Here is a 21,514-nt window from a genome sequence, read left to right on the forward strand (position 1 = left end):
ATTCTAAAAGCTTCCGCTCCGTGCCCCTGCCTGCGCTAGCGGGTGCGCCAAGGCACGCGCGCCGGTGGCGCGCAAGCCGGGCCTTCTCGCCACTGGAGGTGGAAAGGGCGGCGGTGACTCAGAACTTCACATCCAGACTCATGAAATACTGCCGCGGTGCGCCGACCACCATGGTCTGGTTGTAGCCATCCGGATCGGAGGCGACATAGCCGTTGGTGCCGGTGCTGGCGAAATAGCGCTTGTCGGTGAGGTTGGCGATGTTGAGCGCCAACGCCACATCGGCCACCCCGCCCACGCGACCGAAGTCGTAGCGCGCGCCGGCATTGAACAGCCAGTACGAGGGCACCTGCGAATCGTTGAGGAAGGTGATGTAGCGCTTGTCGACGTACTTGCCGTCAAGATCCAGGCGCAGGTTGCCTAGCTGGTAGCTGGCGCTGGAGGAGAACATCAACGCGGGGATACCGACCACGTCCTTGCCGGAGGTGGCGACCACGCCGTTGTTGAGGTAATCGTCCTGGTAGCGCGAGCGGTTCCACGACAGCGAGTTCAACCAGCTCAGGCCCTCCACCGGGCGCCACATCAAGGCCAGGTCGGCACCCGCGCTATGCACGGCGCCGACGTTGCTCAGGATGGCCGCGCAGGTCTGCACTGCGGTACACGGCGAGGTGGTCAACAAGCGGTTGGAGAACTTGGTGAAGTAGGCATCGGCCGACAGCTGGAACTGCGCATCCTGCACGCGGTAACCCACCTGCACGGTCTGCGATTCTTCCGGTTCCAGCGTGGAGCGGCTGCGGTCAAACGCCGCCTGCGAGGTGCCGAACGGAGTGAAGCCGAACGCGGCGATGTTCTTGCTGTAGGAGGCGTACAGGTCCTGGCGCTCATCCAGCTTGTAGTTCACGCCGACCTGCGGCAGGAAGTTGTCTTCGGCACGGATGCGGCCCTGTGCCAGTGCGGTGGTCGGCACCAGCGATTGCGCGCGCGTGGTGGTGCTGAGCGCCTTTGCGCCGTAGTTGAGGGTCAGCCGATCGTCGAGCAGGCGCACGGTGTCCTGCAGGTACAACATGCGGGTCTGGGTGGTGTAGCGCTGCAGGAAGTCGCGACGGAACGGGGTCTGCACTTCGTACACGTTGTACAGCGAGATATAGCCCTCGTTGCCGAGCGCGAAGTAGTTGCGCTGCTGCGTGGTACGTGCGTTTTCCGCCCACAGGCCCACTTCCAGATCGTGGTTGCCCCACGACCATTTCAATGCGCTGGTGCCGCCGAAACGATCCAGGCCGTAGTCGGTGGTGCGCATTGACAGCGGCACCTGCGCAGAGGTGCGTACATACGGTGTCACCCACTGACCTTCGCCACGATTGCCGTGGTAGTAGCCGGTGGCATCCAGGGTGGCGCCACCGAACACGAACGTGCCCGACAGACCGGCCAGGTTGTCGCGGCGCAGGCCGCCGCCGGCGTAGTAGCTGGCGTCGAGCCAGCTGTAATCGTCGGGCAGCCCGGCCAGCGATTGCGGATAGCCGTTGGCCACGCCGCTGGTGGCGCCGGTGTTCTGATACGCACGCGCCATCTGCACGGCGGTGGCCCAATCCGGCTGCAGGTAGTCGTAGTCCCAGCCCAGTGCGCGTTGGCTGGTCAACGACAGGTCCATGTAGTCGTATTCCTTGCGCCGCGAGGTATCCACGAACAGGCTCAGACGGTTGCCGTCGCCCCACTGGTAGACGGTCTTGAGGTTGGCCTGCTCGGACTGCTGGTCGCCGAAGCCTTTCCACTTGTCGGTGCTGGCATTGGCATAGGACAGGTACGCCGACAAGCCGTTGCGATCGCCGGTGTCGCCGCGCACGAAGGTGCGGCGCGTGGCATCGCTGCCGACCGTCTGCACCAGGCGCAAACCCGGCGTGCTCTGCGGGTCGGCCGAGTAAAACTGCATGGTGCCGCCAAGGTTGGTGTTGGACGCGGTGCCCAGCGCACCGGCGCCTTGCGCGATTTCCACCGAGCCGAGGTTTTCCGAAATGATGGCGCGGGTGATGTGCAGGCCGTTGGTGACGCCGTAGCTCATGTTGCCGAGCGGAATGCCATCGAGCGTGTAACCCAGCCGGCTCTGATCGAAGCCGTGCAGGGTGACCTGCGTGGACCACTCGTAGGTGCCGAACGGATCGGCCGACTGGAACTGCACGCCCGGCAGCTTTTCGACTGCCTTGAAGGCGCTGCTGCCCGGGGTCAGCTGCTCGATGTCCTGCCGGCTGATGCGCTGGACCTGGCGGGTGCTGCCTTGCGACACCACGTTGATCGCATCCAGCTGGGTGGCGTTGGTGGCGGCATCGGCCACGCTGGCCGGGGCATCGGCTACCGGCGCATCTGCACCGGCAACCGGATCGGCCGCCGGTGTGGCAGCAGAGGCGATGGCGGGGAGCAGCGCGGCCAGGGCAAGCGCCAGCGGAGTGACATGAAAACGGCGAGCGGAAGTCATGGGGGAATCCTGTTCGAGCACGGCTGAGGGCAACGCGCGGTGCAGGACCGGCGTTTCGCGACGCAGGGTGTCAACGACGTATGAAACATTGATGACGGTGGCTGTCGCAAAACTGTCGTGCTTGCCCGCTATACGTGTCGTACCCAGCCGCGCTGTGCGGCGATGTACATGTATTTCCTGCAGGTCCAGTAGCCATGACGTCCTCCCCCTCGCGACGCGATTTCCTCAAGCGCGTCGCCGCACTGACCGCCGCCGGCGCCTTGCCGTCCTCGATCGGCCGCGCACTCGCGCTGCCGGCCAACTCGCGCACCGGCACGCTGCGCGACATCGAACACGTGGTGATCCTGATGCAGGAAAACCGCTCCTTCGATCATTATTTCGGTGCGCTGCGCGGCGTGCGCGGCTTTGGCGATCCGCGTCCGTTGCAGCTGCGCGACGGTCACCCGGTATGGAGCCAGCCGGCCGCCGATGGTCGTCGCCTGCTGCCGTTTGCTTTCGATTCGCAAAGCACCTGCGCGCCGTTGATCAAGAGCCTGGATCACTCGTGGAAAGCCGGCCACGGGCAGGACCCGGCGCGCTGGGCCGAGTACGACGCCTGGGTGCCGTACAAGGGTGAATTGACGATGGGGTATTTCCAGCGTCACGACATCCCGTACTACCACGCACTGGCCGATGCGTTCACCATTTGCGATGGCTATTTCTGTTCGCTGCACGGGCCGACCAATCCCAATCGCATGTACCTGTTCACCGGCACCAGCGGCCCGAGCGTGGGCAACCTCGGCGCGCAGGCGGTGACCAATGCCGACGACGGCAACTGGACCGCCGACATGGCGCGCGACAAGCCTGGTTATGCGGCGATGGACTGGACCACCTATGCGCAGCGCCTGCAGGCCGCAGGCGTGGACTGGCGCGTGTACCAGGAGTACGACAACTTCGGCTGCAACTCGCTGGCGTATTTTTCGCACTACCGCGATCTGCACCCGAGCGACGAACGCTATCGACGTGCACGTGCCTGCGTGCCCGGGTCCACTGCAGACAATGCCGCCACCACGCAGGCCGATCATCTGATCGCCGCAATCGCCGCCGACGTGCAGGCCGATCGCTTGCCGCAGGTGTCCTGGATCGTGCCGCCCACCGCGTACTGCGAGCATCCGGAAGCGCCGCCGGCCTATGGCGAATCGCTGGTGGCGCGCCTGATCGATGCGCTCACCGCCAATCCGCAGGTGTGGGCGAAGACCGCGCTGATCATCAACTACGACGAGAACGACGGCTTCTTCGATCACGTCCCCGCAGCGCTGCCAGCATTGGATGCGCGCATGGGGCGCAGCAATGTCGATACGCGCGGGGAGGTCTACGAGGGCGTGCCGATGGGGCTGGGTATCCGCGTGCCGATGCTGGTGATCTCGCCCTGGACGCGCGGTGGCTGGGTCAATTCGCAGGTATTCGATCACACCTCGGTGTTGCGCTTGCTGGAACGCCGCTTCGGTGTGGCCGAGCCGAACATCAGCCCGTGGCGTCGCGCGGTCAGCGGCGATCTGACCAGCGTGTTCGATTTCCGCAAGCCGGACGATTCGGCACTGAGCGCATTGCCGTCGGTCGACGACTACCGCGCGCGCACCGCCGCGGTGCGCAACAAGCCGCTACCGGTGCCGCCGGCCCAGGCCAGCATGCCGCGGCAGGAGCCGGGACAACGTCCGGCGCGCGCGTTGCCGTATGCCTTGCAGGTGCATGCGCGCGAGCAGGGCGACGGCGGCGTGCAACTGCAGTTCGTCAACAGCGGCGCTGCGGCGGCCGCGTTCAACGTCTACACCAGCGCTGCGAGTGGCGGCCCCTGGTACTACACCGTATTGCCTGGCACCCGCCTCGACGATGTTCCGGTCGGCGCTGCGCACAACGGCGGCTATGCGCTGAGCGTGCATGGACCCAATGGCTTCCTGCGCGAATTCGCCGGTGACCTCGCTGCCGCCGCGACGCAATCGGCAGCGCCGTGGTTGGAGGCGCGCCAGGACGGCGAGGCGCTGGTGCTGGACATCGGCAATGCCGGGCAGCAACCGTGCACGCTGCAGCTGCGCGCGCTGGACTACGCAGACCCGACCGCGCGCTCGCTGCACTTGGCCGCAGGTCAGCGCCAGACCGTGCGTCTGGCGCTTGCTGCCAGTGATCATTGGTACGACGTGGTGCTGGAACAACCGGGAGCGGCATTCCGCCGCCGCCTGGCCGGGCATCTGGAAACCGGCAGGCCCAGCCGCAGCGATCCGGCATTCGGGCGCGCCTGAGCCGGCGCCGGGGCGCGCCGGTGATGGACGCGCAGGGCAGGCGGGTCGGCCTGGCCTCGACGGCAACCGGGCGTCGGTGAGCCGCAACGGGATCTTCGATCCGGCGATGACCCGCACGATCGCCGTGGATAGCCGGTATCTGCGTTGGGTCATGCCGGAGTCGCCCCGCATCGCAGCTGTTGCAGCAACTCGGCATGCGCTGACGCGGGCGGCCGGCACCGCAGCGGGAGGGGTTATCATGCGCTCCCGTTTCGCTGCGGCGAGCCGGCCCCTTCCCCAAGGAATCCCTCGCGCATGCGCATCCTGCTTGCCCGTCACGGCGAGACGCCGTGGAACGCCGAAGGCCGTTACCAGGGCCAGATCGATATCCCGCTGTCGCCGGTCGGCGAAGGCCAGGCCGCCGCCCTCGGCGCGCGTCTGCAATCGTTGGAGATCACCCGCGCGGTGGCATCGCCGCTGTCGCGTGCGCAGGCCACCGCCAGGCTGGCGCTGGGCAGCAACCGCGAAAGCCTGCTGCAGACCGATGCAGACCTGCAGGAAATCGCCCACGGCGAATGGGAAGGCCTGCTGGCCAGCGAGATCAACGACAAGGATCCGGCACGTCTGCGCGCCTGGCGCGACGAGCCCGATACCGTGCTGATGCCCGGCGGCGAGTCCCTGCGGCAGGTGCTGGACCGCAGCTGGCGCGGCCTGGCGCGCGCGGCCGAAGGCCTGGGCGCGGCCGACACCTTGCTGGTGGTCGCGCACGATGCCGTCAATCGCGTGATCCTGTGCAAGATACTGGGCCTGCCGCTGTCCCGGCTGTGGACCTTCCGCCAGGCACCGACCACGCTCAACCTGCTCGAAGGCGAGGACGTGGATCACCTGGAAGTGGTGCGGCTCAACGACTGCGCGCACCACACGCCGTTTTTTGGCGAAGCCAAGCATCGGGCGCTGTAAGACAACGCCCGGCACGGACGCTGGATGAGACCGTGGCCTGTGATATCGGCACAATTGCCAGGTGGCCCAGGGCGCTTCGCTACGCTGTTTTGGGCAGCGTGTCCGGCCTGTTGGCGTTGGGAGCGTTCTCCGACTTCATTCCTGCGCCTTTCCTGTCCGGTCGGGCCTGGATAGCGCCGATGGTGCTGCTGGGAAGCTGGTTGACGGTATTGATCGTCGCGCCGGCCTATCGCATCGGCGGCTGGAAGGCGGTCGTCGGCAAGCAGCTGTTCAACACCGTGCTGGCGCTCTGCCTGGCGCCGCCGCTCTTGGGATTGCTGTGCTGGCTGGTGCTGGCCAGAGGTGGGCCCTGGATCTACACCCGCATCGCCGGCGTCGATTTCGAAGAAACGCATGTCATGCAGACCGCCGCCATGCCCGGCGCGCGAGCGTGCAAATACCGGTTGAGTGGCGGGCCGCTCGCGCATCGTTTTCCGGGCCATCTGTGCATCGACGAAGCGCAGTATCGGCGTCACCCCGAGCAGCGCGTCTCGGTGCTGTTGCGCGGTCAACGCTCCGTGTTGGGCATGCGCATTGCGTCCATTTCCGATGTCCCTTGACTGCGGGCGACAGCGCTCCTCCAGTTGCTGGCTGAGGCGTGCGCACCCTGTCGGCCCATGCGACGGTGCGCGATCTGCCGGCATGCCTGGTGATGTGCGTTGCGCGCCGGCAAACGGCGATAATGCGGTTCTTCTCGCGCAGCCCTGACCGTGAACGCAACCGACTCCCTCTCCGACTGGCTCGCCTACATCGAGCAGCAGCATCCGCAGAACATCGCCATGGGGCTGGAGCGTGTGCGCGAGGTCGCGGCGCGTCTGCAGCTTGCCGCGCCTGCCAGGCACGTCATCGTGGTCGGCGGCACCAACGGCAAAGGCTCCACCGTGGCCTTTATCGAGGCGATCGCGCAGGCCGCCGGCTGGAAGGTGGGCAGCTACACCTCGCCGCATCTGCTGCGCTACAACGAGCGCGTGCGCATCGACGGCAACGAGGCCGGCGACGCGCAACTGGTGGACGCCTTTGCCGCCGTCGAAGCGGCGCGTGGCCAGACCGCACTGACGTATTTCGAATACGGCACGCTGGCGGCGCTGTGGCTGCTGCAGCGCTCCGGGCTGGACCTGGCGGTGCTGGAAATCGGCCTGGGCGGGCGTCTGGACGCGGTCAACCTCATTGATTCGGATGTGGCGGTGATCACCACCGTGGATATCGACCACACCGATTGGCTGGGCGAAGACCGCGAGGCGATCGGCACCGAGAAGGCCGGCATCATCCGCGCCTGGAAGCCGGTGGTGCTGGGCGAAATCGACCCGCCGTCGAGCGTGTTGCGGCGGGCCTACCAGTTGGGCGCCAATGCGATCCGCGCCGGCAGCGATTATTTCTTCGAGCCGATCGAGGCGCAGCACTCCGACGCGCCGCAGTGGCGCTGGCGCGATGTCGCGGTGACCCTGGAGCTGCCAATGCCGGCCTTGCAGGCGCCGGTGCAACTGGCCAACGCCGCCGCGGCGATCGCCGCGTTGCAGGCCTTGCCGGTGGAACTGCCCGATGCCGCCTGGGCGCAGGGCATTGCCAATGCACGGGTGGCCGGGCGGCTGCAGCGCAGCGACATCGATGGCGTGCAGGTGCTGCTGGATGTCGGCCATAACCCGCAGGCCGCGCGCGCGCTGGCCGATGCACTGGGCGCGCAGGCGCACACCGGCAGCACCCATGCGATCTACGCCGCATTGGCGGACAAGGATGTGCTGGGCGTGGTGGAGGCGGTGGCCGCGCAGGTCGACCATTGGGCTCTGGCGGGGCTGGACGGTGCGCGGGGGCAGTCGGCGCAGGCCTTGCAGGCCCGGCTGCAGGGCAGTGCCGCAGCGCAGGCGGCCTGCCATGGCGATGTGGCGGGCGCACTGCGCGCGGCGCTGGCGCAGGCCTCACCGGGCGATCGGGTGCTGGTGTTCGGCTCGTTTCATACCGTTGCCGACGCCCTAAACGCACTTCGTTCAGTCCACCCGGGTCGGTAGCCCGGCTGCGGCCTTATAATCGCCGCGGCACCCCGCCACGCCGCCTCTCGTCTCTTTACGTGGATACTGCTCTGAAACAGCGACTGATTGGCGCCATCGTTCTGGTGGCGCTTGCCGTGATCTTCCTGCCGATGCTGGTCAAGGGCCCTGCGCCGTCGAGCGGCGTGGCCGATGTGCCGCTGGAGGCGCCTGCCGCACCGGCCAATGGCGAGTTCGAAACCCGCGAATTGCCGCTGGTCACCCCGGGCGATGCGCCGGCCGGTGGCGCGCTGGGCATGCGCGGCGCCGCCACGGCGCCGGCTGCGGTGCAGGACAACCCGGACGCGGCCGATCTGGCCAACCCGTCCAGCGCGCCGTCGGCGCCTGAGGTGGCGGCCGGCAACTACGCGGTCAACTTCGGCGCCTATGCCACCAGCGCTGATGCCGACGCGGTGCTGGCGCGGCTCAAGCAGGCGCAGCTGCCCGGCTTCAGCGAAAAGACCCAGATCAACGGCCGCCCGGCCTGGCGCGTGCGCGTGGGGCCGTATGTCGACCAGGCGCAGGCCGAAGCGGCGCGCCTGCAGGCAGTGAAGGTGCGCAGCGACGTCAACGCCCAGGTGGTGACGCTGGATGCCAATGCCGCCGCGCCGGCGCCTGCAGCCAGCACACCGACGCCGGCACCGGCCCCGACCCCGGCCGCAAAACCCAGCAGCAGCGTGGCCGCCGCCAGCACCGCCGCACCGACCAAGACCGAAAGCCTGCCGCCGGAGCCGGCCAAGCCGGTGGCCGCCGCGCCCAAGCCGGCCGAAGCGCCCAAGCCCGCTCCGGCCAAGCCGGAGGTGGCGAAAACGGAGCCCGCCAAGCCCGAGCCGGCCAAGCCGGTCATCGCGGCGCCGGCAGCCCCTGCGGCCAGTTCAGTCGGCTTTGCGGTGCAGCTGGGCGCCTTTGGGCGCGCCGAAGACGCCGACGCCTTGCGCGATCGCGTGCGCGCCGCCGGTTTCAGTGCCTTCGTCGAACAGGTGCGGACCGACAAGGGCGCGCTCAACCGCGTGCGGGTCGGCCCGGTGGCCAACCGTGGCGATGCCGAACAGTTGCGTGCGCAGGTGGCGGCCAAGGTCGGCATTTCCGGCATGGTGCGTCCGCATCCGTAAACCATTGCGCCTCCATCGGGCGGGCGCGGTGCATGGTGGAGATCGGCATGCCGGTTGGTTCGCTACGTGCAGTGCGGCTCGTCCGCTCGCCGCTTGCGTGGTATCGCCATTGGCGAGCGGATTTCCTGATCGCCTCACACCCATGGAGGGGAGCGCAATGAACACCGAGCCAGGTTGGACCAGCGGCGCATGCGCCGCGCGGAGAAGTGGGCAATGATCGACATGGTGCTGGGCGTCATCATCCTGGTGTCGGCCCTGTTGGGCCTGCTGCGCGGATTTGTCGCCATCGTGGTCGGCACGTTGTCGTGGTTGCTGGCCGGCTGGGCGACGTTCCAGTTCGGCGGCCCGGCCGCGCGCTGGATCGCCGACGGCAAGCATCCGTCGGCCACCGAATCGTTTGGCGGCTACGCGATGGTGTTCGTGGGCGTGTTGATCACCGTGGCGGTGATCGGCATGGTGATCCGCGCCGGCGTGGACGCGGTGCGCCTGGGCGGGATGGACCGCATGCTCGGGTTCGGCCTGGGTCTGGTGCGCGGCGGTTTTCTCGCCAGCGTGCTGGTGCTGCTGATGAGCTTCACGCCGCTGCCGCGCGAGCCGTCCTGGCGCCAGTCGATGCTGATGCCGATGCTGTCGCCGGGCGCGAGCTGGATGCGGGCGCAACTGCCGGCCTGGCGGATGCCGTCGATGGACATGCCATCAATGGAACTCGGCAACTTGCCAACGGAGTTGGGGAAGTTGCCCTCGGCAGGCGATAATACGGACCTGGGCAAGGCGCTGTCCGGGTCCGGTCTGAGCGACACCATCACGCGTGCGCTCGGGCAACCCGGCAAAGCCGCCAGCGACGGACGCGATCCGGCGCAGGCGATGCCGGCCAATATCGATCCGGCGCAGGTTCGCGGCGGAGAAAGCGACCCGGCTCGGGTCGAGTCCCAAGGCCAGGCACGGCCCCCTTCACAGTAACGGCGCAAGCCGTAGCGGAGAACGCGCACCATGTGTGGCATCGTCGGTATTGTCGGCAACCAGAACGTCGCCGGGCAGCTCTATGACGGCCTGACCGTCCTGCAGCATCGTGGGCAGGACGCCGCAGGCATCGCCACCGCAGACGGCACGCGCCTGCGCGTGCAAAAGGCCAACGGGCTGGTACGCGACGTCTTCGACGAGAAGAAGATGGCGGTGCTGGAAGGCCGGGTCGGCATCGCGCATTGCCGCTACCCGACCGCGGGCTCGGAAGGCATGGACGAGGCGCAGCCGTTCTACGTCAACTCGCCCTACGGCATCGCGCTGGCGCACAACGGCAACCTGATCAACACCGAGGCCTTGCGCCAGCAGGTGTTCGAAGCCGACCGCCGCAACATCAACACCGATTCGGACAGCGAGGTGCTGCTGAACGTGTTCGCCTACGAGCTGGACGCGCAGCGCATGCTCACCCCCGAGGCGGCGATCCGCGCGGTGGCCGGCGTGCACCGCCGTTGCAAGGGCGGCTATGCGGTGGTCAGCGTAGTGCTGGGCCTGGGCCTGGTGGCCTTCCGCGACCCGCATGGCATCCGTCCGCTGGTGCTGGGCAAGCGCGAGCATGCCGAAGGCACCGAATACATCGTTTCCTCCGAATCGGCCGCGCTGGACATCCTCGGCTACCAGCGCGTGCGCGACGTGCGCCCCGGCGAGGCGATGGTGATCACCGCGCGCGGCGAGCTGTTTTCGGAAGTCTGCGCTGCGCCGACCGTCAACGCGCCGTGCATCTTCGAGTACGTGTACTTCGCGCGTCCCGACTCGATGATCGACAACATCTCGGTGCACAAGGCGCGCATGCGCATGGGCCTGAAGCTGGGCGAGAAGATCCTGCGGCTGCGCCCGGACCACGATATCGACACCATCATTCCGATCCCGGACACCTCGCGCGATGTGGCGCTGGAGATGTCCAACGTGCTCGGGGTGAAGTACCGCGAGGGCTTCGTCAAGAATCGCTACGTGGGCCGGACCTTCATCATGCCGGGGCAGGGCGAGCGGCAGAAATCGGTGCGGCGCAAGCTCAATCCGATCCACCTGGAGTTCCGCAACCGCGTGGTGCTGCTGGTCGACGATTCGATCGTGCGCGGCACCACCAGCCGGCAGATCGTGCAGATGGCGCGCGATGCCGGTGCGCGCAAGGTGTATCTGGCCTCGGCCGCGCCGCCGGTGCGTTACCCCAATATCTACGGCATCGACATGCCGGCGGCCGAAGAACTCATCGCGCATGGCCGCAGTGAGCTGGAAATCCAGGAATTTTTGGGCTGCGACTGGCTGATCTACCAGGATCTGGAAGACCTGGAAGTGGCCGTGCGCGAAGGCAACCCGGACATCCAGCAGTTCGATTCCTCGTGCTTCAACGGCGAGTACATCACCGGCATCGAGCCGGGCTATTTCGAACGCATCCAGCAATTGCGCTCGGACGATGCCAAGAAGCGTCGCCGCGCGTGAGGCTGTGCGGTAGCGCTGCAGCTCGGCGCTACCCAGACGTGGCCTAGAACCGCTGTGCTTCGCAGCAGTACCTGCGTGGCGATCGCTCGATTCGGGTGCCGCCGATCGACAGGCGGGTGCGCTGCGCTGGTTCGATAGTGGCGCCAGCCGCTGGTTGTTCGCAGACCGCACCTGCGACGGCTGCGTGGGGGTCTCGCTCGCCGCTGCAGATCGAAGCGCCAGTTGTCGATCTGGCGGCTACCGCAACGATGGAGTGATGGACACGATGGATCTTCTGCAAGCCGCACACGCCTGCCTGCAAGCGGCCGATCCGCTGGAGAAGGTCGCGTTGACGCAGCGACATGCGGCCGCGTTCCGTGCCGGTGAGTTGCCGTTGCCACCGCCGCAGGCGGCGCCTCCGGAGCCGATCCGCATGCCTGGCCGACCTGCAAGGCCGGTGCTGGTGCATCCGCGCGAGGTGCCGCGGCGCGGGCTGGGCAACCCGGAAGGCCGCGCCGCCTTTATCCACGCCATCGCGCATATCGAGCTCAACGCCATCGACCTGGCCTGGGATGCGGTGTATCGCTTCCGTGGGTTGCCGGCGGCGTTCTATGCCGACTGGGTTGGCGTGGCCGACGACGAATCGCGCCACTTCATGCTGCTGCGCGCGCGATTGCATGCGCACGACCACGACTACGGCGACTTCGCCGCGCACAACGGCCTGTGGGAAATGTGCGAGAAAACCGCACACGACGGCCTGGCACGCATGGCGCTGGTGCCGCGCGTGCTGGAAGCGCGCGGGCTGGATGTGACACCGGCGATGATCGTCAAGCTGCGCTCGCTCGGCGATACCGCCACTGCCGAGGTGCTGGACACCATCCTGCGCGAAGAAGTGGCGCATGTGGCGGCCGGGTCGCGCTGGTACCGCTGGTATTGCGCGCAGGCCGGCATCGAGCCGCGCGCGCGCTTCAAGGCGCTGCTGCACGAGTACGCCGGTGGTTACCTGCATGGCCCGTTCAATCTGCAGGCGCGGCTGCTTGCCGGCTTCGATGAGGACGAACTGGCCGATCTGGTAGAGCAGGCCGGCTGAGCAGCCGGTAATGGATGCGTGGGCGGGCTGCAGTGCGCAATCTGTTGATCGCCATTTGCGGAGCAGATATCGAGTTGGCTCGCACCGACGCCACGCTGGGTGAGGCGCGTTGCAGCCTCGCTCATGAAGTACCGAGCGCATTGTGCGGCAGAACGAACGCTCGGTGGCGTTGGCGTGCTGCGGTACTGCGCACTGGGGCGATGCGTACCGCATCCCTCGTCATGACGTGGTGCCCCGCGCCGGCTACCGCCAAACGCGACAGGCCACCTACGCGGCAACGCGCCTTCGATCACCTGACTGTGCGCTGGGTCCTGCCGCGCAGCTGCCGGAATCGCATCCATTCAACGGCAGACATCACAAAACTGTAATTTTCTTTTGTAACAACTTGCAATCGGCACGGTCCGGCGCGCCTTAATGGCGTCCCGGGGGCAGGGGCCCGGTGTTTCACATCCGTTACTTCCATGTCTAAGGAGAGAGAGACGATGAAGTCGAAGTCGATGTGCACCACGGTGGGTCTGATCGCCATGTGTCTGGCCGGTTCGGCCGTCGCTGCCGGCAAGCCGCTGTATCAATCCGGCCCTGCGTTGAGCCGCAGCGCAAGCGCCACCGCCACTGCCGAACCCTCGTTGCAGCGCCTGCTCAGCGCACCGTCCACCGCCAACGCGCAGGTGGTCCAGCTCGACGCCGGTGCCGTCACCGCCTCGGAAAAGCTGCTGGAACTGCAGCTGGATGGCCAGACCATCACCGCCACCCAGGCCAAGGTGGATGCGCTGGAAGGCGGCGATAGCGTGTGGTACGGCAATCTTGGCCCGCGCGCCGGCACCCGTGCCCGCACGCTGTCGGGTGTGGATCCGCTGAACTCGGCCATCCTGGTGCGCAGCGGCGATACGGTCACCGGCACCATCCGTTATGCCGGCAAGCTGTATCGGCTGCGTCCGCTCGCCGATGGCCGCCATGTGCTGGTGCAGGTGGAAGAAAGCCGCCTGCCGCAGGAGCACCCGGCCGAATACAGCCTGCTGCCGAAGATCGACATGCCCAGCGACGGGCGCGTCACCGCGGCCGCCGCATCGTCGGGCAGCCCGGCGACCATCCGCGTGCTGGTGGTGGCCACCAATCAGGCGGTGACCGCCTACGGCGGCAACATGCAGTCGCTGGTGCAACTGGCAGTGGCCGAGGCCAACCAGGGCTATATCAACAGCAATGTCGGCATCACCTTGCAGCTGGCGCGTTACGAGACCACCAGCTACAGCGAAACCGGCAATTTCACTACCGACCTGCAGCGCTTCCGCGTAACCAACGACGGTTACATGGACAGCATCCACACCAGCCGCAACACCTATACCGCCGATGTGGGCGTGATCGTGTTGAACAACAGCAGTTACTGCGGCCTGGCATCGGGCATCGGCTCCACCGCGGCGACCGCGTTTGCCTCAGTGTACTGGGATTGCGCCACCGGCTATTACAGCTTCGCGCATGAAATCGGCCATCTGCAGAGCGCCCGTCACGACGCCACCAACGACCCCAGCACCTCGCCATATGCGTACGGGCACGGTTATCGCTACGGCAACAGCTGGCGCACCATCATGGCCTACGACTGCAGTAGCAGCTGCCCGCGCCTGAACTACTGGTCCAACCCCAACATCAGCTACAACGGCGTGCCCATGGGCAACGCCAGCACCGCCGACAATCAGCGCGTGCTGGTCAACACCAAGGCCACCATCGCCGGCTTCCGCTGAGGACCAAGCCGATCGTTCCGTCGTCGGGCCCGGCACGCAGGTGCCGGGCCTTTGCCGCTACACGCAGGCGCAGCGATCGCGCAGACTAGAGGCACTGCCGGCAGCTGCCGGCGTGTCCTGCGGAGCGGAGCACCCATGTCCAAGTCCCTGCTTTATGCGGCGCTGTGCCTGGTCGCGCTGGCAGTTGCCGGCTGCAAACAGCAACCTGCCGACCCGGCCCCTGCGCCACCCAAACCGGCGGTGTCCGCGCCGGCAGCCACGACCGGCAACGATGCCCGCGCCCGCGCGCTGGATGTGCTGGAAACCCGCCTGCAGAACGACCATTTCTATCCGGACAACTGCATCAGCATCGTCGACGAAGACGACGCTGAGCCCGCAGCGGATGCGTTCGACTTTGCAGTGCGCGAGCGGCATGGCAACGAGTGCCCTGGCGATCCGCAGACCAACCCGGTGCGCGATCGTTTCCGCGTGCAGGCCGATGGTACGGTGCTCTGGTACGACATAGTCAACGCCGACTTTGTCGACTACGCCGAGCATGCGCGCAGCATGCAGTGATGCGTCTGGAGACTGCATGGACCGTGCGGTTGCGTACCAGCAGGCTGACGCGATCAGGCATGCCGACAGCGCGTCAAGTTGCATTCCAGCACGGGTGCGCAGCACACCGAGCGTGCGCAGGCCTGATCTCGAAACCACGGCGCTCGCCTCCAGACGGCGCGGCCCCTGCCCATCGCGGTCTGTCGCTTGCAAACGGGTGCCGGGCGAGCGGCCTGCGCCGAGCTGGCGGCCGCTCGCTAGCTGCTGGCAGCCACGTTAAAGCGGCAGCTGCTCCAGCGACACGCCGTCGGCATCCACATGCAACACCGAGCCTTGTTCGTACCAGTCGCCCAGCACGATGCGCGTGCAGGTCTGGCCGCCGGCCTGCAGGGTGTGGATTGCAGGGCGATGGGTGTGACCATGGATCAGGCGGTCCAGGCCATACCGCACGAAGGTGGCCTCCACCTCGGCCGGGGTGACATCGGTGACGGTCTCGAAGCGCGATTGGTCGCCCTGCTTGAGTTCTGCATGACGCGCCTGGCTGGTAGCGCGCGCCTGCTGCGCGAAGGCCACCCGCGCGGCCAGCGGCTGCGCCAGGAACTGCGCCTGAAAGACCGGATCGCGCGTCTGCGCACGGAACGCCTGGTAGGCGGTGTCGTCGGTGCACAGCAGATCGCCATGCATCAGCAAGGTCGGGTGTCCGTACAAATCGACCACGGTGGGGTCGGGCAGGATGCGGAAGCCCGCACGTTGCGCATACGCCTCGCCAACCAGGAAGTCGCGGTTGCCCGGCATGAAGAACACCGGCACGCCGCTATCGGCCACCGCATGCAGCGCCACAGCCACCGCATCGGCAGCGGTCGATGGCGTGTCATCGCCGATCCAGGCTTCGAACAGATCGCCGAGGATGTAGAGCGCGTCGCTACCGGGCACCTGCGTGCGCAGGAAGTCCAGAAACAGCTCGGTGATCGCCGGCCGGGCCGGATCCAGATGCAGGTCGGAAATGAACAGGGTCGTCATTGCGCCATTGTACGGCGGGAGCGCGGGACGGGAATCGGGAATCGGGAATCGGGAATCGGTGGAGCGTTGCATCGCGGAGCGAGTGCCGGGTGAACGGCTGGCTGTGGCAACGAGAGGATCACCGGCCTGGTCGGGCAGATGCCACGATGACAGCGCTCAATCCTCAGCCGAGCAACACCGGCAATCCCCACAGCGACAGGCTGGCCAGCACTACGCCGATCGCGGTGGCAGCGAGTACGTCGCTGGGATAGTGCAGGCCCAGCACCACGCGCGACAGCGCCACGCCGGCCGAGAACGGCACCAGCAGGGGCGCCAGCCACGGGTAGTAGGCCAGTGCCACGATGCTGAAGGACACCGCGTGCAAGGTGTGGCCGGACGGAAAACTGAACTCGTCCAGCGGCGCCACCCAGGCGCGGATGCGCACGTCGGCCGCGTACGGGCGTGGCCGACGCGTCCAGCGCTTGAGTGATTTGTACAAGGTCAGTGCGAGCACGCCGGTGGCGGCCATGTGCGCAGATGCGCGCACGCCGTCCATGCCGTCGAGCAGCACCAGCAAGCCCATCAGGCTGTACCAGAACACCCCATCGCCGAGCCGGCTGATGGTGGCGAATGCGCGCCGCACCGGGTGGCGCCGGCACCAGTGGTTGGCGCGCCGGCACCAGCGCGCTTCGTGACCGCGCAGAAGTTCAAGCCGCGTTGCCGACATAACGCCCCCGTGCCGCAGTGATGCCCATCAGCAAGGCCTCGAAGTCGGAGACCACGTTGTCCGGATGCAGTTTCTTCATCGCCTGTGCGGCCGCCGCACCCAGACGCTGGCGCATCGCATCGTCGTTGGTGAGTGCGACGGCTGCCTGGATGAACGCCTCGTCGTTCTCCACTGCTGCACCGCTGTGGCCGCTGCGCAGATACTCGCGTGCGGCGCCGTAGTCGAAGGCCACGGTGGCCACACCGCTGGCCATCGCCTCCAGGGTCACATTGCCGAAGGTCTCGCTGCGGCTGGGGAACAGGAACAGATCGCCGCTGGCGAAGTGGCGCGCAAGCGCCTCGCCGCGCTGGATGCCGCAGAAGATGAAGTCCGGATTTTCGTGCGCGATCCTTTCGCGTGCCGGGCCATCGCCCACCCAGACGAAGCGCGCCTTCGGGCGGATCTGCTGCAGCTTGCGAAACGCGCGAATCGCCAACGGCAGATTCTTCTCGTTGGCGATGCGTCCGACGTAGATCGCGGCAAAGCCTTCGCCCTCGATGCCCCATTCGGCACGCAAGGCCGGATCGCGCCGGGCCGGATCGAACTGCTGGCTGTCCACCGCGCGTGCCAGCAACTGCACGCGCTGGAAGCCGCCGTCGCGCAGGAACTGCTGCAGCTCGCGCGTGGGTACCAGGGTTGCCTCGGCCTGATTGTGGAAGCGGCGCATCCAGCGCAGCGCAGTACCCTGCAGCCAGGCGGCACCGTAGTCGGGCAGGTATTCGTCAAAGCGGGTATGGAAGCCGGTGGCGACCGGAATGCCGAGCCGGCGTGCCGCACGCATCGCCGACCAGCCCAGGGGGCCTTCCGTGGCCACATAGACCGCATCCGGTTGCGTGATTTGCCAATGACGAACGAGGCGTTGGGTTGCCGGCAACCCGAATTTCAGGCCCGGGTAGCGCGGCAGCGACGCGCCGCGCACCAGCAGGGCGGTGGCCGCATCGGTATCGCCGCTCTGCCGTGGACGCACCACGTCCACCTGGTGTCCGCGTGCGCGCAGGCCGGTTTCCAGCCCGTGCACGGTCAGCGCAACACCGTTGACTTCGGGGGGATAGGTTTCGGTAACGATCGCGTAGCGCATGCCCGTTCTCCGGTTTTCGCTAGCTTCCGGGAGGGCGATGGCATGGATGTTGCGCGGATAAGTCGCGGCGGTGACAGTGGAGCCGGGAATGGGGAATGGGGAATGGGGAATGGGGAATCGCAAAGGCAGCGTGCTGCACTCGTTTAGCGCAATCGCCACCAGTCAAAACTTCTCAGAGCTCCGTGATCGACTATTCCCGAATCCCCATTCCCGATTCCCGATTCCCGCCTGAGGCCGCAGGCCTCAGGTCACAAACGGTTTGAACGCGATCCCCAGCCCGGCCATGCTCTCGACTTCGCCGATCAGGTCGGCGCGCAGCAGCGGGCGCGAGTCGATCCAGCTTTGCGACAGGATCAATGACAGGCGGGTGTCATCGGCGGTGAGTTCCAGGGTCGGAATCGGATCCGATTCGTGTGCGCGGTGCAGCAGCACCGCCAGCCGCAGCAGCGCGGCCTTGCGCCGGGTCGGCAGCAGCAGGCGGTCCGGCAGCGCATCGAACGCGGTCTTGGGCACGTTGCGGCGGTGCGTGCGCACCAGCGATGCCAGCACCTGCTGCTCCTGGCGCGAGAAACCGGCGATGTCCGAGTGCTCCAGAATGTAGCTGCCGTGCACGTGATACTGGCTGTGCGCGATGATCAGGCCCAGCTCGTGCAGGCGCGCAGCGCGGCGCAACACCTGCGCGTCGTCGCCATCCAGCTGCCAGGCTTCGCAGACCTGGTCGAACAGGCGGCAGGCCGTGGCTTCCACGCGCTGCGCCTGCACTTCGTCGATGCCGTAACGTTGCACCAGCGAGGCCACCGAGCTGTCGCGCGGGTCGTTCTCGCCACCGCGGCCGAGCATGTCGTAGAGGATGCCTTCGCGCATCGCCGCCTTGCTGACCATCAGCTTCTCCAGCCCCAGGGCCTGGAATGCCGCTTCCAGCACCAGGATGCCGCCGGCGATGATCGGCCGGCGTTCGGCGGCCAGGCCGGGCAACTGGATGTCCTCGATGCGCTTGGCCTTGAGCAGTTCATCGCGCAGCGCCGGCAGCGCCTCGGCGGTGATTGCGCCCTTGGTGAGCTTCATCGCCGCACAGATCTCGCCGATGGCCTTGTGCGTGCCGGACGAGCCGATCGCCTCATGCCAGCCCAGCGCCTTGTACTGATTGGCGAACTGCTGGAATTCGGTGCCGATCTCGGTCAGCGCATCCTTCCATTTCTTCTTCGACAGCTTGCCGCCGGGAAAGAAGCGGCGCGTGCTGGCGATGCAGCCAGCCTGCAGGGACTCGCGTTCCAGGGTCTGGAATCCGCGGCCGATGATGAACTCGGTCGAGCCGCCGCCGATGTCGATCACCAGCCGGCGTTGATCGGGCTTGGGCGGTTGCGCATGCGCAACGCCGAGATAGATCAGGCGCGCTTCCTCGCGTCCGCTGACGACTTCGATCGCATGCCCGAGCGCGGTTTCGGCCGGCATCAGGAACGCCTGCGGCGAGCGCAGCTGACGCACCGTGTTGGTGGCCAGCGCGCGTACGCGCAACGACGGCACTTCCCGGATGCGCTGGCCAAAGCGCGCCAGGCATTCGAGTGCGCGCTGGCGCGCTTCGTTGGAGATGCCACCCTTGCCATCCAGGCCGTCGGCCATGCGCACGGTTTCGCGCAGGCGATCGACCACGCGCAGCTGACCCATCAGGTAGCGCGCAATGACCATGTGGAAGCTGTTGGATCCTAAGTCGATGGCGGCGAGGAAATCGCCATCGCGCAGGGGCGGGATCGTGGGGGAGGGCATTGGCATGGGCGCATGGTAGCCGATGGGCCGTTGGCCCCGTGAGGGGCCAAGCCCGCGCCGCTTTCAGATCCGCTCGAGCAAGGTCATCTGCGCCGAATGGGCAGGCTCGCCAGGGCCCGGGATGCGCTTGTGATAGACGCCGTCGGCATCCAGTTCCCAGGCGTTGACGTTGTCGTCCAGGTAGTTCTGCAGCACTTCGCGGTAGACGCGCTTGGCCAGATCCGGGTCCAGGATCGGGAAGCAGGTCTCCACGCGCCGCAGCAGGTTGCGCTCCAGCCAATCGGCGCTGGCGCAGTACAACTCTGCCGCGCCATCGTTGCCGAACCAGTACACGCGGCTATGTTCCAGAAAACGCCCCACGATCGAGCGCACGCGGATATTGTCCGACACGCCGGGGACGCCCGGGCGCAGCGTGCAGGCACCGCGCACGATCAGGTCGATCTGCACGCCGGCTTGCGAGGCGGTGTAGAGCGCACGCACGACCTGCGGCTCGTTGAGGGCATTCATCTTGGCGATGATGCGGCCCGGGCGGCCATTGCGGGCCAGCCGCGTTTCGCGCTCGATCCGCTTCAACACGCCGGCGTGCAGGGTGAAGGGCGACTGCAGCAACTGCTCCAGCTTCATGCGCGGAGCCAGCCCGGACAATTGCTGGAACAGCATGTGCACATCGTTGCCGATTTCCACATCCGCGGTGATCAGGCTGATGTCGGTATACAGGCGTGCGGTGCCGCTGTGGTAATTGCCGGTGCCCAGATGCACATAGCGTTTGAGCTTGCGTCCCTCGCGGCGCACGATCAGCAGCATCTTGGCGTGCGTCTTGAAGCCGACCACGCCGTACACCACCTGCACGCCGGCTTCCTGCAGCTTGTCGGCCAGGCCTAGGTTGGCCTCTTCGTCGAAGCGCGCGCGCAGCTCCACCACCACGGTGACGTCCTTGCCGTTGCGCGCGGCCAGGATCAACGCATCGACGATCAGCGAGTCCTTGCCGGTGCGGTACAGCGTCTGCTTGATCGCCAGCACGTTCGGGTCGACCGCGGCCTGGCGGATCACGTCAAGCACCGCAGTGAATGCATCGAAGGGGTGATGCAGCAGCACATCGCCCTTGCTGACGATCTCGAAGATGCCGTCGTTGTCGCGCAGGGTGCGCGGGTTGAACAACGGATACTTCAGTTCGGGGCGCTGCACCAGATCGTAGACCTGGGTGACGCGGCTCAGGTTCACCGGCCCGACGATGCGGTACACCGCGTTTTCGTTCAGGCCGAAGTTCTGCAGCAGGGTACGCATGATCGGCGCCGGGCAGTCGTGCGCGATCTCCAGGCGCACCGCCGGGCGATAGCCGCGGGTGACCAGCTCGTCGCGCAAGGCCAGCGCCAGGTTCTCGACTTCTTCCTCGTCCACCACCAGCTCGGAGTTGCGGGTGACACGGAACTGATACGAGCCCTTGACCTGCATGCCGGGGAACAGCTCGTCGACGAACTCGGACAGCACCGAGGACAGGAACACGAAGCTCTGCGTGCCCTCCGGCGACAGGCTCGCCGGCAACTGGATGATGCGCGGCAACGAGCGCGGCGCACGCACGATGGCCAGGTGACCGGCGCGCCCGAACGCGTCCTGGCCCTCCAGCACCACCACGATGTTCAAGGTCTTGTTGAGGATCTTCGGAAACGGATGCGCCGGGTCCAGCCCCAGCGGCGACAGCACCGGCATGATCTCGTTGCGGAAGTACGCACGCAGCCAGCGCTTCTGACGCGAGGTCCAGGCCGTGCGGCTGAGCACGGCCACGCCGGCATCTTCCATCGCCGGGCGCAGCACTTCATTCCACGCGTGGTACTGCTGTTCGACCAGCTTGGCGGCGCGGTCGTGCACTGCGTTGAGGATGGCGGTCGGGCTCAGGCCATCCGGCGCCGGCGGCAGGCCGAACTCCTGCGCATGCCGCACGGTGGCGGCGCGGATCTCGAAGAATTCATCCAGGTTGGTGCAGGAAATGCACAGGAACCGCAGCCGTTCCAGCAATGGCACCTGCTCGTCCAACGCCTGTGCCAGCACCCGGAAATTGAAGTCCAGTTGCGACAGTTCCCGGTTGATGTACAGCGCCGGATCGCGCAACGGATCGGTGGCGATGTCCTCGGAAGGTGTGACGTCGTGCAGTTCTTTGGCGTGGCCCATTGGAATCGGTCATCAAGACGGAGATGGTGTGCGGCGTGACAGCGCGGCAGGTGCAGCGCAGGCAATGCAGCGCGTCGTGCGCGCGTGCATCGCA

At 66.9% G+C, this 21,514-nt stretch carries 16 protein-coding genes and 1 pseudogene; 11 read left to right on the forward strand and 6 right to left on the reverse strand.

Translation table 11 applies throughout. The features are described from left to right. Positions 1-118: 118 nt before the first annotated feature. On the reverse strand, positions 119-2,464 hold the full coding sequence (locus tag ABQY74_RS05430; protein ID WP_349793539.1) for a TonB-dependent receptor domain-containing protein: 2,346 nt from the start codon (positions 2,462-2,464) through the stop codon (positions 119-121). Positions 2,465-2,658: 194 nt separating this feature from the next. On the opposite strand from ABQY74_RS05430, the gene ABQY74_RS05435 reads away from it, so the two are divergent. From ABQY74_RS05435 to ABQY74_RS05485, 11 genes and pseudogenes are all read left to right on the forward strand, one after another. Then, a complete protein-coding gene (locus ABQY74_RS05435; protein WP_104570314.1) occupies positions 2,659-4,740 on the forward strand; it encodes a phosphocholine-specific phospholipase C in 2,082 nt (693 codons plus the stop codon). An 11-nt stretch (positions 4,741-4,751) separates the two neighbouring features. Beyond that, positions 4,752-4,943: pseudogene (locus ABQY74_RS05440) on the forward strand (S46 family peptidase); the annotation flags it as partial. 91 nt (positions 4,944-5,034) lie between these two features. Further along, positions 5,035-5,679: a histidine phosphatase family protein gene (locus tag ABQY74_RS05445; RefSeq protein WP_016902223.1), complete on the forward strand. Its 645-nt coding sequence runs from the start codon at positions 5,035-5,037 to the stop codon at positions 5,677-5,679. Positions 5,680-5,768: 89 nt separating this feature from the next. After that, positions 5,769-6,278 carry a hypothetical protein gene (locus ABQY74_RS05450; protein ID WP_241235798.1) on the forward strand — a complete coding sequence of 170 codons (510 nt, stop codon included), beginning with the start codon at positions 5,769-5,771 and terminating at the stop codon, positions 6,276-6,278. Between the two features lie 150 nt (positions 6,279-6,428). After that, the gene (folC, locus tag ABQY74_RS05455) at positions 6,429-7,721 is read left to right on the forward strand and encodes a bifunctional tetrahydrofolate synthase/dihydrofolate synthase (RefSeq protein ID WP_126968020.1); all 1,293 of its coding nucleotides are present in this window, start codon (positions 6,429-6,431) and stop codon (positions 7,719-7,721) included. 59 nt (positions 7,722-7,780) lie between these two features. Continuing rightward, positions 7,781-8,851, forward strand: a complete 1,071-nt coding sequence (locus ABQY74_RS05460) for an SPOR domain-containing protein (protein WP_126968021.1) — start codon at positions 7,781-7,783, stop codon at positions 8,849-8,851. 213 nt (positions 8,852-9,064) lie between these two features. Next, positions 9,065-9,811: a CvpA family protein gene (locus ABQY74_RS05465; protein ID WP_016902227.1), complete on the forward strand. Its 747-nt coding sequence runs from the start codon at positions 9,065-9,067 to the stop codon at positions 9,809-9,811. A 30-nt stretch (positions 9,812-9,841) separates the two neighbouring features. Continuing rightward, positions 9,842-11,308, forward strand: coding sequence for an amidophosphoribosyltransferase (gene purF, locus ABQY74_RS05470; protein ID WP_016902228.1), 1,467 nt, complete (start codon positions 9,842-9,844; stop codon positions 11,306-11,308). Positions 11,309-11,573: 265 nt separating this feature from the next. Continuing rightward, positions 11,574-12,377, forward strand: coding sequence for a ferritin-like domain-containing protein (locus tag ABQY74_RS05475; RefSeq protein WP_039530460.1), 804 nt, complete (start codon positions 11,574-11,576; stop codon positions 12,375-12,377). Between the two features lie 482 nt (positions 12,378-12,859). Continuing rightward, on the forward strand, positions 12,860-14,113 hold the full coding sequence (locus ABQY74_RS05480) for a zinc-dependent metalloprotease (RefSeq protein WP_349793535.1): 1,254 nt from the start codon (positions 12,860-12,862) through the stop codon (positions 14,111-14,113). Between the two features lie 135 nt (positions 14,114-14,248). Continuing rightward, on the forward strand, positions 14,249-14,668 hold the full coding sequence (locus tag ABQY74_RS05485; RefSeq protein ID WP_126968022.1) for a hypothetical protein: 420 nt from the start codon (positions 14,249-14,251) through the stop codon (positions 14,666-14,668). A 255-nt stretch (positions 14,669-14,923) separates the two neighbouring features. Here the strand turns inward: ABQY74_RS05485 and lpxH are convergent, their stop codons facing one another. From lpxH to ppk1, 5 genes are all read right to left on the reverse strand, one after another. Continuing rightward, positions 14,924-15,667, reverse strand: a complete 744-nt coding sequence (lpxH, locus tag ABQY74_RS05490) for a UDP-2,3-diacylglucosamine diphosphatase (RefSeq protein ID WP_126968023.1) — start codon at positions 15,665-15,667, stop codon at positions 14,924-14,926. A 163-nt stretch (positions 15,668-15,830) separates the two neighbouring features. After that, positions 15,831-16,373: a phosphatase PAP2 family protein gene (locus tag ABQY74_RS05495; protein ID WP_016902233.1), complete on the reverse strand. Its 543-nt coding sequence runs from the start codon at positions 16,371-16,373 to the stop codon at positions 15,831-15,833. Further along, positions 16,354-17,490 (reverse strand): glycosyltransferase family 1 protein, encoded by a 1,137-nt coding sequence (locus tag ABQY74_RS05500; RefSeq protein WP_102583855.1) that lies wholly within the window; start codon positions 17,488-17,490, stop codon positions 16,354-16,356. The genes ABQY74_RS05495 and ABQY74_RS05500 overlap by 20 nt, the downstream gene beginning before the upstream one ends. 243 nt (positions 17,491-17,733) lie before the next feature. After that, a complete protein-coding gene (ppx, locus tag ABQY74_RS05505; protein WP_349793638.1) occupies positions 17,734-19,254 on the reverse strand; it encodes an exopolyphosphatase in 1,521 nt (506 codons plus the stop codon). A 63-nt stretch (positions 19,255-19,317) separates the two neighbouring features. Beyond that, positions 19,318-21,420 carry a polyphosphate kinase 1 gene (gene ppk1 / locus ABQY74_RS05510; protein WP_039510626.1) on the reverse strand — a complete coding sequence of 701 codons (2,103 nt, stop codon included), beginning with the start codon at positions 21,418-21,420 and terminating at the stop codon, positions 19,318-19,320. Positions 21,421-21,514: the final 94 nt, after the last annotated feature.

The sequence above is a fragment of the Xanthomonas sp. WHRI 7064 genome (assembly GCF_040202355.2).
GTDB classification, from domain to species: domain Bacteria; phylum Pseudomonadota; class Gammaproteobacteria; order Xanthomonadales; family Xanthomonadaceae; genus Xanthomonas; species Xanthomonas arboricola.

Coding starts and splice junctions, on each gene's coding strand:
- ABQY74_RS05430 (WP_349793539.1), bottom strand. CDS start 2,464: ATGACTTCCGCTCGCCGTTTTCATGTCACTCCGCTGGCGCTTGCCCTG.
- ABQY74_RS05435 (WP_104570314.1), top strand. CDS start 2,659: ATGACGTCCTCCCCCTCGCGACGCGATTTCCTCAAGCGCGTCGCCGCA.
- ABQY74_RS05445 (WP_016902223.1), top strand. CDS start 5,035: ATGCGCATCCTGCTTGCCCGTCACGGCGAGACGCCGTGGAACGCCGAA.
- ABQY74_RS05465 (WP_016902227.1), top strand. CDS start 9,065: ATGATCGACATGGTGCTGGGCGTCATCATCCTGGTGTCGGCCCTGTTG.
- purF (WP_016902228.1), top strand. CDS start 9,842: ATGTGTGGCATCGTCGGTATTGTCGGCAACCAGAACGTCGCCGGGCAG.
- ABQY74_RS05475 (WP_039530460.1), top strand. CDS start 11,574: ATGGATCTTCTGCAAGCCGCACACGCCTGCCTGCAAGCGGCCGATCCG.
- ABQY74_RS05480 (WP_349793535.1), top strand. CDS start 12,860: ATGAAGTCGAAGTCGATGTGCACCACGGTGGGTCTGATCGCCATGTGT.
- ABQY74_RS05485 (WP_126968022.1), top strand. CDS start 14,249: ATGTCCAAGTCCCTGCTTTATGCGGCGCTGTGCCTGGTCGCGCTGGCA.
- lpxH (WP_126968023.1), bottom strand. CDS start 15,667: ATGACGACCCTGTTCATTTCCGACCTGCATCTGGATCCGGCCCGGCCG.
- ABQY74_RS05495 (WP_016902233.1), bottom strand. CDS start 16,373: ATGTCGGCAACGCGGCTTGAACTTCTGCGCGGTCACGAAGCGCGCTGG.
- ABQY74_RS05500 (WP_102583855.1), bottom strand. CDS start 17,490: ATGCGCTACGCGATCGTTACCGAAACCTATCCCCCCGAAGTCAACGGT.
- ppx (WP_349793638.1), bottom strand. CDS start 19,254: ATGCCCTCCCCCACGATCCCGCCCCTGCGCGATGGCGATTTCCTCGCC.
- ppk1 (WP_039510626.1), bottom strand. CDS start 21,420: ATGGGCCACGCCAAAGAACTGCACGACGTCACACCTTCCGAGGACATC.